Genomic DNA, 18,109 nt, shown 5'->3' on the forward strand with positions numbered 1-18,109 from the left:
ATGAGCGCGAAGCAACTCCGGGCTATGGTTGCCAAACATCTGAAGCAGGACCCGAACTATCTGACCGACTATTAATATTCTTTGCAATATATCTAAATTTACTTGCTACAGACAATCGTGCATCTGCAACAGCGTTTGTAAAGGAGCTAATCCAAGATAAGATCGCACATTAAACTCTCAAACAAAAAACCATCATTCATAAATCGAATTATGCTGCGACTCTAATTAAAACATAAGACTATTGCGCTAACGGGTAACTATAATTCAATCGAACATTTTAAGAGAAGGCTGCCGATGATTTTTGTTCGGCAGCCTTCTCAACTATCGGGCAGATTACTTCCAATATGTGTTAACATAAAGAGGACTATTTAAATTTAGGGGGCTGCATTTTAATGAGTTTCAAAGGGGATTTTATTGAATTTCTATTCAAATCAAATGTTCTTATGTTTGGTGAATTTGTAGCTAAAAGCGGTAGAATGACACCTTACATGATAAATACAGGGAACTTTCGAACTGCCAAACAGCTTGCTATTCTAGGCGAATACTATGCTGATTGTATACAGACTCAAGTGGATAAATCAGTAAACGTTTTGTTCGGTCCAGCTTATAAGGGAATTCCACTAGCAGTGGCTGCATCGACTGCTCTATATAATAAATACAATAGAGACATATCGGTCACCTTTAACCGAAAGGAGAAGAAAGATCATGGTGAGGGAGGACAAATCATCGGTTATATTCCTCAAAGTAATGATCGCATATCAATTATCGAAGATGTAATTACGGCTGGTACTGCTGTAAGGGAAAGTTTGAATTTACTTGGTAGTATTTCGGAAGCTAAGATAACGAACTTAATTGTTTCTGTCGATCGTCTAGAAAGAGGACAGAGAAATAAAACTACAATTGAAGAGTTAAGCGATGATTACGGTATTCAAACCAGTGCTATCGTAACTATAGAAGATATTCTCACATTTCTACATAATCGTGAAATCGATGGGAAGATTGCAATTGATGGGCTAATGAAAAATAAAATAGAAGATTATCTCACTCTTCATGGAGTTAGTTGAACAAGACTATTGAACTACAGGATAAAAATAGTTAAATGAAGAAGAAGCACCCCGTCACAATCGATAGCTTATATTGAGGTAAAGAATAAAGAATAAAGAATAAAGAATAAAGAATAAAGGATCAAGATCAGCCTTTAATCTGTGAGGTGTGGAGTTTGCTTAATTGTCCATATTGCAATATTTTCAATAATGAGCAATGAAAGATGCATTTATACTTTACTTAAAGAACAAGAGATTAAAGGGGCTGGTATTATTGTCCCGAAAGAACATAGGGAAACTGTTTTTGACTTAACACAAGATGAATGGAATGAAACATTTCAGTTACTACAAGAAGTTAAGCTGTATTTGGATCATAATTACAAGCCAGATGGCTACAATGTTGAATGGAATTGTGGTCATGTGGGAGGACAGCATGTTTTTCATTCACATTACATGTTATTCCTCGATATTCTGACGAATTAATGGCGGGAAAAGGGATTCGGTATTTATTTAAAAAGAATCAGAAAATCGACTAAGCTAACGAAGAACGTTTATTCAATACACAGCAACAGGAGGCTGCCGGCTACATCGGCAGCCTTTCGCTCACCTAACGGGCAGAATAATCAAATTACAGCTTTACAAAAGTTTAATTACTTAGTAATAATTTCTATATAAAGCAATGAAGAGGGCAGTAGATAATGAAATGCTTTCATAGAGAACTCCGGTTGGTGAGAAGGAGTAAAGCGTTCTTTATTGAAAAAAGCCTCAGAGCTTCACATTCAACCTAGAGGCAACTAATAAATAAAAGTGTTGGTCATTGCGCTAATGCAGATAGATAGTTGAGGGCCAGTTCATCTAAATGACTTGTTTGACCATGTGATCGTCAATAATTCGGCGGCCATTTTGTGATCCGTAGATGAGGCTATGCGTTGCTACTCTGTAATGGTGATGGCTCGAAATAAGTCGATTTTTGACACGAGGGATTTGTGTACAAAAATAGAATAAATTGTATAGTGAAGTTTTGCGAAGGAGGGGGACGGTTTGGCAGGCTGCAGCATTCAACTATTAGGCGGTTTTAAAATCACCTTTGACAATGAAGATTTTACGACGACTACATCCGGTGCAAAGGCCCGGCTGCTGGCATACGTGGTTCTAGCTTTTGACATGCCGCAAACCAGGAAACAAATTGCCTTTGATTTCTGGCCGGACTCCACAGAGAAACAAGCCCTATCCAATTTACGGAAACTCCTTCACGATCTGCGGGAATGTCTTCCACAAACTGATCGTTATCTCAAAATTACTCCAGCATACATACAGTGGAATCTTGAATTACCCGTTTATTTGGATGTGCGTGAGTTTGAACAGGGGGCAGAAGGAAGTACCCTTTACGAGCTTCGCAAGGCGGAAGAATTGTACAGAGGAGATCTTCTACCCGGGCTTCAAGAGGAATGGCTTGGTGCGAAGCGGGAGCAGTTGGCGCAAACGTATTCGTCTGTACTCGACAAGCTCATTTCTATTATGGAAAATCAACGGGAGTACACGTCGGCCCTACTTTTCGCGAATAAGATGCTTGTACTGAATCAATTAAGGGAGGAAACTTACCGTACGCTGATGCGGCTTCATGCTTTGAATAATGACATGGCAGGCGTAGTTCTAATTTATCAGCAATTGCACAACATACTGCAAGACGAGCTAGGGATAGGTCCAGCGGAGGAAACCTTACAGCTTGTAGAAAGGCTCACGAAAATTGGCAACGAACAATTGATCTCTGAACAAAGCAAAACTCCGCTGGTCGGCAGAATCGGCGAATGGGAAAACATGGTTAGCAACTGGAAGCAGGCAACAATTGGGGGAAATTCCCTCCTGCTATTGAAGGGTGAGGCGGGAATCGGCAAAACTAGATTGACCTTGGAATTTAAAGCATGGGTAGAGAGACAAGGGTATCAAACGGCCTTTGCCGGATGCTACCCGTCAGTAAGATCGTTGTCCTACACACCGATCACATCATGGCTCAGGAGTGTTCCTTTACCGCAGGTCGGTCCAGTCTGGCTGTCGGAATTGACTCGTTTACTGCCAGAGTTATTTGAAAGATACCCGGAATTGCCGAAGCCGGATCCCATTCAGGACAACTGGCAATTGAACCAATGGTATGAAGCGATAGAGCGGATGCTTCTGGGTCAGCAACCGCTATTCCTCCTCCTTGATGATATTCAATGGAGCGATGAAGAGACACTGCAATTCCTCTCTTATCTACTACGCAAAGATTCCAAGTCAAAGCTGTTAGTTGTCGCGACAATGAGAACAGAGGAGTCTCCAGGCGATGCCGTCGGGCATTTTGTCTCCGTGCTTCGAAACGAACGGAAGTTGACGGAAATCGAGCTAGCACCGTTCGGTGAGGACGAAACGAAACGGCTAATGGCCGCTACTGTTGGCGATGAGTTGGCGGACTGCCATTCGTCCAGTTTATACGCGGAAATCGGCGGGAATCCATTGTATATAGTAGAAACGTTGAAAGAATGGCAAACGGGTAGCGACAAAATGGAATTCCGATTTTCGCCTTTGGTGAAATCCATCATTTTAAATCGATTAAAGAAGCTTTCGCCGGATAATCGACATCTTGTATCCATCTTCGCTGCTGTCGGCAGACCTGTATCATTATCGCTTATGGCGATGTTGACAGGCTCGTGTGAGGAAGAGATGCTTGAAAAAATGGAGCACTTAGTACAATCGAAAGTCATGCAAGAGACAGAGGACGAGAAGTACGACTTTACTCATGATATCCTAAGGGAATCTGCGTATACACTGAAAAATGAGAGCTTGCGCCGCCAATACCATCGAAAAATCGCAATTGGATTGATTGCTTTTCATCAAGAGCGGCTTGAAGCCGTTGCTGCGGAAATCGCTTTTCATTACGAACTTGCGGTTATGAAAAAAGAGGCTATTCTCTATTACGAAATGGCTGCATCTGCTGCCGAGAAAATATATGCCAATGAAACCAGGATAAAGTGTTATCGGAAGCTCATTTTCTTGCTGCCTCCCGAACAGATACTGCCAATACTAATGAAACTCGGCGATGCTTTGATCATTACGGGAAATTGGAACGAAGCGGAGAAGACTTACAGACAATGGCTTGAACAAGAAGGGAATTCAACTGAGCTGCAGGAACGATCTTTCTGCGACGTTGCGCTGGGCAATTGCCTGCGATTGCAGGGAAAATATGAGGAAGCAAGCTTTCATTTGGAACGGGCTCGACGCCATTTTGAGCTGATTGACGACCATTCCGGTCTTGGCTTTGCCTATGGAACGCTTGGTATGTTGCATTACTACAGGGGAAATAACGACAAGGCACTTCACTATTTGACAGTAAGAATGGAATTGCCTCCTTCAGGAGATCGAACGAGGGAGGATTGCCGTTTCTACGGCGTTATGGGGGGGCTGTTCTATCATCAATGTGAATTCGACCAAGCGATTCATGCATACAAGATGCAGCTCAAGCTAGCAACGGAAAATCGTGATAAGAACGCTGTTGCGAAAGCCTTGGGCGGATTGGCGCTTGTCTATCTCGACACCGATCAAATGGATCTGGCTTTCGACTGTATCGTTGATAAGATTGAAATCAGCCAAGTGATCGGTGACCGGATGGGTCTGACTATTGCAATGGGGATGCTCGGCAAATATTATGGATTTCTGGGATCACACACGATAGCGGCTGGGTGCATTGCCTTTTGTCTCGAAGAAGCAATAGCTGTCAAGGATTGGCGCTTTACTGCCAACTTGCTCGGATGGGAAGCCCATAACTTATTGTTGCAGTTTCGAGTTGAGGAAGCGAATCCGTTCATTGATCGCTCGCTTCGACTGAGCCGACAGCTGCGCTCTCCTTTTTTTGAATGTAATGCGCTCTATCTCATGAGTGTGAAGAGTTATCACCAGAATCAATACGATTATGCAGTGGAAATTGCGGAAGAAGCACTGAAGATCGCTAATAAGCTTAATCGTCGAGATATGCAACTCAAGCTTTTATTGCATTTAAATGCGGGGTTAAGACGAACAAACCCGATTGAGGCCTTGGAGCAACTTCATAAATTGCTGAAGCAGTATGTCGATCAGCAGGAACAGGCAGCCATTTACTATGCGATGTGGAAGTTGAATTCCGAATCCTCAGAATATCGGATCAATGCGCTATCTTTAAATGAAGAGCTTTACCGAAAGTCAGGTAAAGAAGAATATCGTGTACGTTGCAGCGAAATGAACGGTTTATGCGATGTCGCCGCTGTGGTGCGTCCAATGCCGCAGTTTGCTGCCGAAGTCACACAACACAAAAGCATCACCGAAACCATTTTGAAGGAAATAGATTGTTATTTGAAGTTAAAATCATAATCGCGAAAGTTAACCAAGAAGCGCTTTTGAAGCGCTTCTTTCTTTATGATGTAACTAGGATATCTTCTATCCCATCTGCCTTGGCAAATGCCGAGAGTCTATTTATTATGCAGGAGGAAAAATGATAAAAACAGTTATCTATACCGTTAATTTATTACTAGTGGCACTTGTGGTCGGGACTATGTTCGGGGTTTGGTTTGGTATAAATCCTAAGCAAATGCCATATCCCGCTTATCTGGAACATCATCAGAAGTTAATTCGATCTTTAAATGTTAAATTGCCGTTATTGGCAGCAGTGGGTATTGTACTCACTGTCATTTCAGCTGTTCTTTCCCGAGATGATCGTTATAGGATGTTGATGATGATTGCTTCGGCGATTTTTCTAATCATTGCCGGCATCATTACACGTTTCCTGAATCAACCCATTAATGCAAAGATAATGTCTTGGTTACTTGATAATCCTCCCGCAGATTGGATGAGATTGCGTGATGACTGGTGGAAGTGGCATATTGTACGGTTGATTGCTGGACTGATCGGGCTAAGCCTACTTATTATTGCACTGTTAATTCATTGATCTTTCAAATATTCCCTATAAAAAGAGGTGCAATTGTGAAACGGCAAACAGTTGCTTTAGGACTAATCATAATGACTTTAGGAACCCTGATCACAGGCTGTGGAGGCAATGATATCCAATCTGTATCGGAAGCTGTGGCGAGCCAAGTGCCAAAAACCGCAAACATTAGTTCATCTCATTCAAGTGAGGCCGGTAGATTAGACGACGCGGTACTTGGCGCGAAATTGAGCTATTTCGATTCCAAGTTTGGCACCGTTGTCAAAAAAGAGAACGAATCGACCATCGGTTATATGGATGGCAAGCTTCGGGTTCTTGAGAATTTTGGAATCGCTTATACGATTTACAATGCATACGTGGATCGCAAAGAAAAGGTGAGCGTAGAAGATGCGCTCACCTTTATCAAGCAATTCCTGCCCAAAGATGCCAAATTCATCAAAGACGAAGAAGACGCTACTACAAAGATGCATAAATACACCTATAAAAGCGAAGCTCTGAAAGCCCAAACGCAGTTGTCCGGACAATTAATAATCAACATCATTAAGGATCCGAATGACGAAGCCAACTGCAAGCAAGCGCAGATCAGCATTGATATTACGGCTATGTGAAATCGGTTGAGGGAGGAGAAACAATGGGTTCAGTAAAAAAGTCTCTTGCACTGGCCTTAGTCTATATGTTGTCTATGTGCACGATAGGACCGATTCCGCATACGTTTGCAACAGCGAATATTTACCAGCTTACTATCAATAACTCGAGCTCCTATTTAATCGCAGGCCAACCGCATTATGTTTCCTTCACTACCGATAGAGCTATTTCGACAGACATGGACGTTCAAACAGACTATTCCACCGATAACGGTTTTACATGGCATTTCCTAAAAAGCAGTAATTATAATTTATATGAAATTACTTTTCCAATCGATCCACAGTTGACTTCGGCCATTTTCCGCGTTGGTGCTTCCTTCTCGCCGGTTATCGGTTCCGACAGCTATTCTGAGGTGAAGATCGGCCCATATCAAATTTTGCAGCCTGGTTCAATCACGGATTTAACTTCAATGGCGAATACGGATGGTACAATCTTACTGGATTGGACCGATAATACGAATATGGAATCATATTACCAGATTACAAGGGATGGGCCTGATGGTTCAAAAATATTTTACGTAAAAGATACGATGGATCATAGGGGGCCTCTCAGATTTGTCGACAAAGATACAAGTAAGTATACAAGTACAATCTACGTTTACTCAGTGCTACCGGTCATTGATCAATTCAATATACTGGACAGCAATAGACCGGGAGTTGTCAGTGTGCTAGCAAAAACGATTGCGCAAAAAAAGCCTCTGGATACAATCGACGCCATAACCAATTTCCCTAGAATTACTGAACCTGACAATAATAAAGTGAAAATTGAGCTTGATTTTACGAAAAAATGGCGTATGTATATTTTGGATATTGATAAAGTGGCCGTCAGTAGCATCACGTTAAATAAAAAAGCAATCCATCTGAAGCAGGGGGAGAGTGAAGCGCTAATCGCGGCTATTATACCTTCGAATGCAGCCAATAAGAAGATGACGTGGAGCAGCGAAAATGAGGGAGTCGCTACTGTCGATAATGCTGGTAAAGTGACGGGCATATCACCCGGTTCGGCAAAAATTACAGTGAAGGCAGAAAGTGGGGAATTTACTGCTGTTTGCATCGTAACTGTAGCGGATATTCAGAAACCGACCACGGCTACACCTACGATCCAATTTAATGACATTGATAAACATTGGGCGAGTTCGGATATCATGATCGCAGTGAAGCTAGGAGCCGTGAGTGGTTATCCGGACGGTACTTTCCGGCCGGATGCGAGTGTGACACGTGCGGAGTTCACGAGTATGCTAATGAGAGGGCTAAAGCCAATGGGAGAAGGTACACGAATTTCCTTCAAGGATAATATTGATATTGAAGCTTGGGCGGTTCCATCGGTGGAACTAGCAGTGAAACTCGGAATCATCAGCGGTTATGCGGACGGTACATTCCAACCGAACGCGAATATTACCCATGCCGAAATGATCTCGATGGTCGTTCGCGCCTCAGGTCTCCCCACTGATAATGCACAGATAACCGGCTACGCTGACGATGCCATTATCCCGGAGTGGGCAAAAGCCTCCGTTTCCACGGCCGAGAAGAACGGCATCATTATCGTGAGTGGTATTACAGGCAATAAATTTGCGCCGCAAGTACTGTCCAACCGCGGGGAAGCCGCTTCGGCGATCGTTCGTATGCTAAAAGTTAAGAAGTAGAAGCGGTTGAGGAGTATGATCTTAAATTGATAACATGTAGAGGACGTAACCCAGCGTAGGCGAAGGAGCGTCCTCTTTTTTGAACGAATGGGCAGGATACAACCTTTCAAGTTGTGGAAGCGTAAAATAGATAAGGGGAAAATTGAGCTAATGGTTGGTTGAGGAGAGATATTATGAGTGGATACCCTGATAACCTGGCTTCTTTGGATTTATAAAAGAAATGCCTCTATTCTCCGATACATCCCCGAATTCCCTCCCTCCGCGCTGGGTGCCGCTTTCCGTAAACGGTCCATCATCGGTGGCTTCAGCATGAAACAGAAAAAGTTTCGTTTCATAATTATATGTTGAACAAAGAGAGACAATTAATCTGATGAATATGAATCAGTTTTATTGTGTCTCTTTTATTTTTTGAGGTAATTTTGTAAATATTTATTTTGAACAGCTTTTATTTTTGTTTAAGAAGGATGCTTTCGGAAATCACGTGGTGTTACACCCGTAAGCTTTTTGAACATGCGATTGAAATGGCTGATATGATTGTAGCCCACTCGTGAAGCAATCTCGGTTACATTCAGATTAGAGTCTCTTAAGAGTTCCATAGCTACTTGCATACGGATAGCAGATAAGAGCTCAATATAGGACTTCCCCTTTACAAGCCGCAACATGCTGCTGAAATATGAGGGAGACATATAGGCGATATTTGCAACATCTTCAAGATTAAGGTCCTCATGATATTGCGATTCCATATAGGCAATTGCCTTATGAAAAGCCTCACGATGAAACAAAACCTCTCTCTGTTCTTGTTGACCCTGAGTTTCTGAATAACGAGCATATTGTCTTCCAGTAATCACAAGTAGCTTTAAAAGTTCAGCTTTGATGGCCAGTTGGTATCCGTCTTCCATTTCATCCCACTCGTTCCTCATTACTTGGAGAACATTCTCAATCGATGATTGAATGTTCGGGGGAAGAGCCATTTTTGGAATAAGATCTTCCTGTGAGATTAGCGGTCTGATATAGGCGAAATCTACGAAGGTTTGCATACGGGTGAGATCTCGCAGACCTTCATTAATAGCATGGGGCATAAAATCAATCTGAAATAAGACAAAATCCATCGATTCGCGTAGTTCCAGACGATGTTCCTGATAAGGAGGTATGGAAAATATATCGCCTTTAGTTAAAACGTAGGACCGGCCATTCGTGACGTGTAAACAGCTGCCCGACATCATATAGCAAAGCTGCAAATGTTCATGAGCATGCTTGGTTTTATTCATATAAGCAGGTGTTCGTACTTCAACTTTGAACGGAAACTCTTCATCCAGCATTTCTTTGTACGCATAGACGGGGAAGTCTGACATTATATGCACCACACATTCATATTTCATCCTACTTGTCATGTTACATGGGGTCGTGGAAATGTGCAATAAATCCGTGGAAAAGGGAAAGTTTCTTCGCTATTGTGGGGCTACAATGGAAGTAATCAAAGTTGAAGGACACGTACAGGAGGAATGAAGCTTGAGAAACCTAGCCTATAGTACTCTGCCTTGTGAAGGTTGGAGCTTGGCAAAAATGATTGCGTTTGCAAAGGAATGCGGATTTTCAGCGATGGAATTACGGGAGGGTAAAGCGTGGATGGTATCCACCGAGATGACCTCAAATGAGCGCTTAGAGGCACTTCATTTATTTGAAGAAGCTGACATAAAGGTCACGGATGTTGGTTCGAATGTTTGCTTCAATGGAACGGATTGTGATCAGGCTATGTCGGAACATTTTGAAAAGGTTGCACAACTGGCACATGACTTGAAAGCACAAGGTATTCGAGTTTTCTTAGGATACTTCAACGGTCGCAGAGACAAGGAAGTACCTGTTATCCCATATGAAAATGTTGTCGCTCGTGTGAGGCAAGCCTGTGATTATGCCGCATCCTTGCAAGTGCAGGTATGGCTCGAAACGCATAATGAATTTGCGACGGGTAAAGTGCTTCGTAAGCTGCTGGATGATGTTGATCGGACGAATTGTGCGGTAATCTATGATATTATTCATCCGCTTGAAGAAGGTGAGTCTCCAGCTGATACCATTGCACTTTTGGGAGCACAATGCGCTCATGTTCATATGAAAGACGGTTTGCCCTTTGAAGATGAAATGGAAATAAATTGGAAGTATACGAAGCTTGGTGAAGGTATCATTCCTATTACCGAGATTGTCAGCTTGCTGAAACAAGCAGGTTACCAGGGTTACTACTCCTTAGAATGGGAAACGAAATGGCGCAAGGAGCTGCAGGTACCTGGTATGGAACCGGAACTGATTTTCCCCGCTTATGTAAGCTATATGAATCATTTGACTCAAACCATTAACGAAATGAGGACAATCTAGTGAAAACATTAGTTTCGATGAAGAATCCTGAACTTCGAGAGCTACTTTGGCAGGAAGCGACACTTCACAAGCTAAAGAGCTTTAGCGATGTTGATTTTATTGCGTTAAATGAGAAATTCACAAGTGAGGATTTGGTTGAAAGAATCAGTGAGTATGATGCATGCATCACATCATGGGGATCCCCAGTGTTTACCCCAGAGGTGCTGGCTCGAGCGACTAAATTGAAGTTTATCGGTCACGGTGCTGGAAGTGTAGCGGCTATTGTGAATGAAGATGTGTTTGAAACGAATATTGCCGTTGTTACCGCAAATAAAGTGCTGGCGCACTCGACTGCCGAATGTGCGTTCTCTATGATTTTCGCGGGTGCCTGGAATTTCTCCTCACTTAGTGCTGGCCTAAAACAAGGTAAATGGAGCAACAACAACCGTGATACAGTTCTCGGCGTAACCAGAAGAGTCATTGGCTTGGTGGGATATGGAGAAATATCCAAGCAAGTGATACGGATGCTGAAACCATTTCATGTAAAAATCTTGTTGTGTTCCAGTTATTGCTCGCAAGAGGAAGCGAACGCTCAAGGCGTCCAGCTTTGTGAACTGAACGACCTTTTCGAACAGAGCGATATTGTATCGGTTCACAATACACTGACGGACCAGACGCGTGGAATGATTGGGAGCGAACAGCTGAAAAGATTACGTGATGGAGCATTATTTGTGAATACGGCACGAGGACCTATCGTACAGGAGCAAGCGCTGCTTGAAGAGTTACGTACCGATCGTATAAAAGTAATGCTGGATGTATACGATTATGAGCCGCTTCCCATTGACCATGAACTCCTGAAACTGCCAAACGTCGTCTGTCTGCCGCATATTGGCGGATTCCACGGAATTCTTAAGCGGGAGCTTTGCGATTTTATTGTCGATGAATTAAAGCGTTTCTCTGAAGGAGAAGCTCTTCAAGGAAAAGTAACGATTGATCAATACCGCAGATTAACCCGTAAATAAACATGATTAAAGGGAGTACAACATGAACAATTTATCAACTATCGTTTCATTTATTACTGACAAAACGAGACGTAACGCTGCGAAATACGGAGATCTTCTACCTGCGCATACGAAAGATGGGGTATATGAGTTTTCTGAAAATGGGTTTTGGACAGGTGGCTTTTGGACAGGGTTGAATTGGTTGTCTTATGAATTGACTGGGGATGAAAGTTTTATTCGCACGGCTCGCGACTCGTATCCGCGTCTCTTGAAACGCTTATATGACACACCAGAAACATTGGATCACGATATTGGTTTTCTTTATTCGCTGTCTTTCGTGGCAGATTACAAAATTACAGGAAATCCTGAAGCGCTCAAGGTGGCATTGGATGCAGCAGATCGTTTGGCTGAACGATTTAATGAAAAAGGTCAATTCATCCAAGCATGGAATGTGTGGAAACAAGGTGATCCCTTTAGCGAAGAAAACAGAGGCCGTATTATTATTGATTGCATGTATAATTTACCGCTCCTATTCTGGGCTTCAGAGATAACAGGAAACCAAACATATCGTCAAATTGCAGAGGCGCATGCGAATACGTGCATGAATACGATTATTAGATCAGATTTTACTGCGTACCATACATTTGTAATTGATCCTGTTACAGGTGAGCCAAGGTTCGGTCAAACGCACCAAGGATATGCGGATGAATCCGTCTGGTCTCGTGGACAAACGTGGGCAATCGGTGGCTATACGCACGCTTATCGCTACACAGGCAATGAAGAGTATCTTAATGTTGCTCGTAATTGCGCGAAAGTATTTCTCGACTCTGTTGAAGCTGATCTGATTCCGATATGGGACTTCTCTGTTCCTGACCCAGAGACGGCTAAGCGTGATAGCTCTGCAGCTGCCATTGCTGCTGCAAGCTTATTGGAACTCGCTAAGTTTGTGGATGGCTCGGAACGAGCTGCTTACGAAACGTATGCCAATCAGGTTGTCCAGAATCTCTTTGAGATGTATTCGACAAATCATGATGAAACACATGAGGGGTTGCTTATTCATGGCTGTGGGCATCATCCCGCAGGCAAGAACATAGATTGCTCACTCATTTACGGAGATTATTACTTTGTGGAAGCTGTAGCCAGGTTACTTGGCAAGACGAAAGTATACTGGTAAGCATTAATAGGATAACTCAACAAATAGAACCTGGCCGTCGGCTGGGTTCTATTTTTTTGATATCAGACAACTCGCATCTAAAAGTAAAGAATTTTACACAATTTTGAAGATTATCGAGCTAGTATCATCTATCCTTGTCAACTACAATTCAAGTAAACAAGAAAAGGAGGGCAGTTATGATCTATAATTTATTTATTGAAAGCGCTTAAATAATTTTTAATTCTTTGCATAACACATTTGACGTGTATGTTTGTTAGAAAAATCTCCACCCATCTAAGGAGGATTGATTATTTTGAAGAAAGCTGGGTTTTTAGGTTTATTATTCCTATTTATTGCATGTTTGGCCGGACAGGGTAGAGCTGAAGCTGTCGTAACCACTGTTTCGTCAATTAGCGCATTACAGACGGCAGTGACGAATGCCTCGGCTGGCGAAGAGATCGTTCTGGCTAACGGAATCTATGATAATGATGGAAGCAACGCCATGATCATACTAAGCAATAACCAAGGAACTTCCACCCAACCTATCATTATTCGGGCAGCTACGCCGGGACAAAGTGTATTTACCGGCACAACTGCCATTAGATTGTCAGGTGCCTGGATGGAATTTAGAGATTTTAAATTTGATGTACAGTATGTGGCAGGCAATAGCAATCGGAATGTTATTTCGCTGATTGGAGCGAAAAATATGAAGGTGAAAAACAATTATTTTCTTAACAGTGGTGATACAACCGCTCCAGCCACCCATATTATTAAATTGTTAAACAGCTCCCACGACAATGTGATTGAGTCAAATACATTCGATGGCAACCGCTCAAGTGGTGTCGGTATCCAAATTGGAACGTCCACGCAAACGAATCACGATAATATAATCAGCACGAATTACTTCAGGAATATTCGTTATGTCGGGGATTTGTTTCCTGGCCAAACCAATGGTATGGAGCCTATCCAAATCGGGCAAGCCACCAATAATGATATAACTGGAACGATCGTTGAGCATAACCTGATGGAAAACGTGACTGCTGATGGAGGCGAGATCATCAGTGTCAAATCGAGCGGGAATACCGTCCGCTACAACACATTTCGCGATTCGCCATCTGGGGTCACCCTTCGGTTTGGCAACAGCAATACAGTGAATGGCAACTTTTTTATCCGCACCAAAGAAGGCATACGTGTTTATGGAAGCTCGCATTCCATATTCAATAATTACTTTAAAGATATTACCAATAACGCAATCAATCTGGATGGCGGCGATAATATAGCGAACGGGCATTATGCAGCCGACCAGGTGACAGTGAGTAACAATACGGTCGTTAATGCAGGAACTGGAATCAATATTAACAATAGCATGTATCCGATCACGCCAACGGGGATTACCATCCAGAACAATCTGATTCAAACGGATAGAGGCAAAGCTTTTAATGAATATGGTTCTAAGTTAAATAATCTTGCTATTCCGACGTATGCAAAAAATCTTTTTTTCTTAAGCGGGAGCGCTCTCCAAGGTGTTGGAAGAACAGGCATTAACGCTGCTAATCCGAGCCTTACTGGCACGGGTGAAGTGCGCCGGCCGCAATCCTATAGTGTTATAAGCAACTATGGGAATACAGTTACCGGACTGAGCACGGACATGGACGGGCAAACACGCAGCGGTAACCCGGATACAGGAGCAGATGAAATTTCGGGGAGCTCGGTTATATATGGGCCAAGAACCGCAGCAAATACGGGGGCATTATGGGCTAATGGGACGGATCTTCAGGCACCTACGGCTCCAGTAAATGTTACTGCGTCCAGTGTGACTGACACTAGTGCAGTCTTATCATGGACTGCTTCAACAGATAATACGAGTGTAACCGGCTATGATATCTACGTGAGTTCTGTACTCAAGGCAACATCAACAAGCCCCACATACACGATGACTGGTCTTGTAGCCAACAAAACCTACCAAATTACTGTGAAAGCTAAGGATGCTGCAGGCAACCGTTCCCCTGCATCCAATGTAGCGACGGTTGTCACTGCCGCATCGTCCATTGTGGACACGGTTGCTCCAAGTGCGCCTACCAATTTTAAAGCCTTTATGAGAGAGCCTGCCTATATCAGCTTTACATGGTCATCCTCGACTGACAATGTAGGGGTGAGCAGCTATGAAATGTACGATAACGGGGTGTTCGTCTCTTCAAGTGGCTCCTCCGCTAGTTCTATGCAATTAAGAAATGTTGATCCCGATACACACTACTATTCGATTAAAGCCAAGGATGCGGCAGGCAATTTGTCTGCAGAGAGCAACGTAGTATGGGTAACTTCATCCGGGCGTACCATCGCTCTGAATGGAAGCGCCGATCGCTATTTAGAGTCAGAATGGAATAGCTTTAAGACAGGTAACATTTCATTAGTCAGCGATTCCGCTACTTCCAGCGGGAGCTACATGAAGATCAATAACGGAAACGGGGATGAGAATACAAACGTTCGGATGGAATATAGCCTCAATGTCAGCAATGGGGGCACTTTTTATTTATGGCTGTTGGGCAAAGGTGTCGACGCTAGCAGCAATAAGGTTTATGTCCAGGTTGATGGAGATACGAGAATTGAACATACACTAACGACCGCAGCATGGGGATGGACAAAGTCAGCCTCACCAATTACATTACCGGATGGTTGGCACTCGTTGAAAATCATTAATAAATTGGACGGCACTCAGATTGATAAGCTGATGCTGACCAAAAGCAGTGTGACTGTACCTAGCGGAATAGCGGATACGCCACTGGCTGTCGTTAATGATGGCGTCGCACCAACGGCACCTGCCAGCTTGGCTGCCACCTCAATTACAAGCAACTCGGCCCAGCTGAATTGGACCAGCTCTACAGACAATGTAGCCGTAAAACGTTATCTTGTCTCTAACAATGGAACCGAACTCATAGCCTCTACGACAGTAAATTCCTTGGCTTTGACCGGGTTGACTGCTAATACAACTTACAGTCTGACTGTATTGGCAAATGATGCCGCAGGCTTCATCTCACCCAATAGCAATACCTTGACGTTTACTACGGCTGCAGATTCAACAGCACCAACCGTTCCAACCAATCTGGTGTCGGATTCCCAAACCTCTACGAGTGTACACATTCATTGGACGTCATCCATCGATGATACCGGAGTCAAAGAATACGACATATACCGTAACGGAGTTAAGGTGAGCACGACCTCAACACCATTGGTTTACAGTTCTACGTTCTCTGGACTGACACCGAACACCAGCTATACCTTCAAGGTAGTCGCCAGAGATTTTGCCGGGAACGTGTCCGCTGCTAGCACGACCATGACTGTTTCAACGTTGCCTTGATCTAAGATTATTACACATTTTTGAAGAATGCATGGCTAGTTCCTCCTGTAGTCCCATCTTATAATTGAGATAGAAGATGACAAACAGGAGGGACGAAATGCTTAGTGAACGCACAAGTACGATGAAAATATCGAGTGTCACCAAAATAAAAAGAACCTACTCTCGAAGCTTTATACAGAACAAATGGCTATACCTGATGATGGTTCCTGGTGTTGCGTTTTACATTATCTACAAGTACATCCCGATGATGGGATTATTGATTGCCTTCCAGGATTACAACATTATGAAGGGCATTATGGGCAGCCCTTGGGTAGGCTTTAAGCATTTTGAAACGATTTTTAACAGCCCGGATTTCTATGTTCTGCTTCGCAATACCATGGTGATCAGTCTTTATAAAATTGTGTTTGGCATGCTGCCGGATATTGCTATGGCACTTGCCTTGAACGAGATTCGCTCCCCTTGGTTCAAAAGAACGATTCAGACCATCACTTATGCACCGCATTTCTTATCCTGGGTAATTATATACGGCTTGGTGATGGCGTTCCTAGCTACAGATTCTGGTTTGGTCAATCAATGGATTCGCGGTTCTGGTGGGGAGTCCATCAATTTCTTGACCTCCAACAGCTGGTTCCGCCCCTTGCTGGTTTTAACGGAAATATGGAAGGATACTGGCTTTGGGGCTATCATCTATCTGGCTGCCTTGACGGGCATCGACCCGCAATTGTATGAAGCAGCGATTGTAGATGGAGCTGGGCGCTGGAAACAAATCTGGCATATTACGCTGCCGGGCATTCGCAATGTGATTGTCTTGCTGCTGCTGTTGAAAATCGGGCATATCCTCGATGCCGGCTTCGGCCAAATCTATATTTTCTTAAACACTCGAGTCTATGAGACAGGAGATATTATCGACACCTGGGTATTCCGCCGGGGACTGGAAAGTATGGAATTCAGCTTTGCCTCTGCAGTCGGTTTTTTCAAATCCTTCGTTGGTTTGGTGCTTGTACTTGGGGCTAATAAGCTAGCCAAAAAATATAGCGATTCGGGAATCTGGTAGGAGGAGTACGTATGTCATTAGTTGTCATTAAAACAAAAACGGATCGTGCTCTGGACATCCTGCTGTATACTGTCCTTACTTTAGCTGGTCTGGTAACGCTGTTTCCCTTTTATTATGTCATCATTATGTCCGTGACCCCGATTATTGAAGTGTTAAAAAATGGTGGTTTCGTGCTAATGCCTACAACGTTTACGCTGGTTGCTTACAAGGCCATATTTCAAAGTGCACTGGTTCCGCGAGCTTTACAAATAACGGCTATCATCACCATAGTCGGTACGGCCTGCAATTTGCTGGTGACCACACTGCTTGCGTATCCCTTGTCAAAGAAGTGGCTGCCAGGAAGAAATATCGTGCTAATGATGATTGTATTTACCCTAATATTCACCGGTGGCATGATTCCTACTTATCTGGTAGTCAAGCAGACGGGCTTGCTCAACAGCATATGGGCCTTAATCATTCCATCGGTTGTTTCTACCTTCAACCTGTTGATTATGAAATCTTTCTTCGAAAGTTTATCGGAAGAAATTCAGGATGCAGCCAAAATTGATGGCTGTAACGATATGCAAGCGCTCTATCACATCGTGCTGCCACTGTGCAAGCCGATCATGGCGACCTTGATGTTGTTCTATGGAGTAACACACTGGAATGAATTTTTTAATGGCATCATGTACATGAGTGATCCGAAGAATTATCCGCTTCAGGTGGTGCTGCGCAATATGCTGCAGCAGCCGCAGGTCAGTCAGGAATTGCTTGCCTTAAATCCGGAGGCGCGGGTGGAATTGCCACCGGAGACACTAAGAATGGCTTTGGTGGTCGTCTCGACATTGCCTATGCTGGTGATCTACCCCTTTATTCAAAAGCATTTTACCAAAGGTATGATGCTGGGTGCGATTAAAGGGTGACAAAATATATTGATGGGGGT

13 protein-coding genes are annotated in these 18,109 nt (G+C 43.4%); 12 read left to right on the top strand and 1 reads right to left on the bottom strand.

Annotation, left to right across the window (positions count from 1 at the left end; translation table 11 throughout):
* The first annotated feature begins 392 nt into the window (after nucleotides 1-392).
* The 6 genes from pyrE to AC58QT_RS34540 all read left to right on the top strand — a co-directional run bounded on the left by pyrE (nucleotide 393) and on the right by AC58QT_RS34540 (nucleotide 8,278).
* On the top strand, nucleotides 393-1,064 hold the full coding sequence (pyrE, locus tag AC58QT_RS34515) for an orotate phosphoribosyltransferase (protein WP_497412885.1): 672 nt from the start codon (nucleotides 393-395) through the stop codon (nucleotides 1,062-1,064).
* Nucleotides 1,065-1,253: 189 nt separating this feature from the next.
* Complete coding sequence (locus AC58QT_RS34520; protein ID WP_497412886.1) at nucleotides 1,254-1,526, top strand: HIT family protein; 273 nt, start codon at nucleotides 1,254-1,256, stop codon at nucleotides 1,524-1,526.
* Nucleotides 1,527-2,084: 558 nt separating this feature from the next.
* The gene (locus AC58QT_RS34525; protein WP_497412887.1) at nucleotides 2,085-5,420 is read left to right on the top strand and encodes an ATP-binding protein; all 3,336 of its coding nucleotides are present in this window, start codon (nucleotides 2,085-2,087) and stop codon (nucleotides 5,418-5,420) included.
* A 121-nt stretch (nucleotides 5,421-5,541) separates the two neighbouring features.
* Nucleotides 5,542-5,994, top strand: a complete 453-nt coding sequence (locus tag AC58QT_RS34530; RefSeq protein ID WP_497412888.1) for an anthrone oxygenase family protein — start codon at nucleotides 5,542-5,544, stop codon at nucleotides 5,992-5,994.
* A gap of 35 nt (nucleotides 5,995-6,029) precedes the next feature.
* Complete coding sequence (locus AC58QT_RS34535; protein WP_173120223.1) at nucleotides 6,030-6,599, top strand: hypothetical protein; 570 nt, start codon at nucleotides 6,030-6,032, stop codon at nucleotides 6,597-6,599.
* A gap of 23 nt (nucleotides 6,600-6,622) precedes the next feature.
* Complete coding sequence (locus AC58QT_RS34540; protein ID WP_497412889.1) at nucleotides 6,623-8,278, top strand: S-layer homology domain-containing protein; 1,656 nt, start codon at nucleotides 6,623-6,625, stop codon at nucleotides 8,276-8,278.
* A 455-nt stretch (nucleotides 8,279-8,733) separates the two neighbouring features.
* Here the strand turns inward: AC58QT_RS34540 and AC58QT_RS34545 are convergent, their stop codons facing one another.
* Nucleotides 8,734-9,597, bottom strand: coding sequence for an AraC family transcriptional regulator (locus AC58QT_RS34545; protein WP_497412890.1), 864 nt, complete (start codon nucleotides 9,595-9,597; stop codon nucleotides 8,734-8,736).
* Nucleotides 9,598-9,787: 190 nt separating this feature from the next.
* On the opposite strand from AC58QT_RS34545, the gene AC58QT_RS34550 reads away from it, so the two are divergent.
* The 6 genes from AC58QT_RS34550 to AC58QT_RS34575 all read left to right on the top strand — a co-directional run bounded on the left by AC58QT_RS34550 (nucleotide 9,788) and on the right by AC58QT_RS34575 (nucleotide 18,089).
* Nucleotides 9,788-10,645: a sugar phosphate isomerase/epimerase family protein gene (locus AC58QT_RS34550; protein WP_497412891.1), complete on the top strand. Its 858-nt coding sequence runs from the start codon at nucleotides 9,788-9,790 to the stop codon at nucleotides 10,643-10,645.
* Nucleotides 10,645-11,646 carry a hydroxyacid dehydrogenase gene (locus AC58QT_RS34555; RefSeq protein ID WP_497412892.1) on the top strand — a complete coding sequence of 334 codons (1,002 nt, stop codon included), beginning with the start codon at nucleotides 10,645-10,647 and terminating at the stop codon, nucleotides 11,644-11,646. The genes AC58QT_RS34550 and AC58QT_RS34555 overlap by 1 nt, the downstream gene beginning before the upstream one ends.
* A 22-nt stretch (nucleotides 11,647-11,668) precedes the next feature.
* The gene (locus tag AC58QT_RS34560) at nucleotides 11,669-12,799 is read left to right on the top strand and encodes a glycoside hydrolase family 88 protein (protein ID WP_497412893.1); all 1,131 of its coding nucleotides are present in this window, start codon (nucleotides 11,669-11,671) and stop codon (nucleotides 12,797-12,799) included.
* A 292-nt stretch (nucleotides 12,800-13,091) separates the two neighbouring features.
* Nucleotides 13,092-16,133 (top strand): fibronectin type III domain-containing protein, encoded by a 3,042-nt coding sequence (locus AC58QT_RS34565; RefSeq protein WP_497412894.1) that lies wholly within the window; start codon nucleotides 13,092-13,094, stop codon nucleotides 16,131-16,133.
* Between the two features lie 97 nt (nucleotides 16,134-16,230).
* Nucleotides 16,231-17,187, top strand: a complete 957-nt coding sequence (locus AC58QT_RS34570; RefSeq protein ID WP_173120208.1) for an ABC transporter permease — start codon at nucleotides 16,231-16,233, stop codon at nucleotides 17,185-17,187.
* An 11-nt stretch (nucleotides 17,188-17,198) separates the two neighbouring features.
* Nucleotides 17,199-18,089, top strand: coding sequence for a carbohydrate ABC transporter permease (locus AC58QT_RS34575; protein ID WP_497412895.1), 891 nt, complete (start codon nucleotides 17,199-17,201; stop codon nucleotides 18,087-18,089).
* Nucleotides 18,090-18,109 lie beyond the last annotated feature (20 nt).

Source organism: Paenibacillus sp. J31R109, from assembly GCF_059692055.1.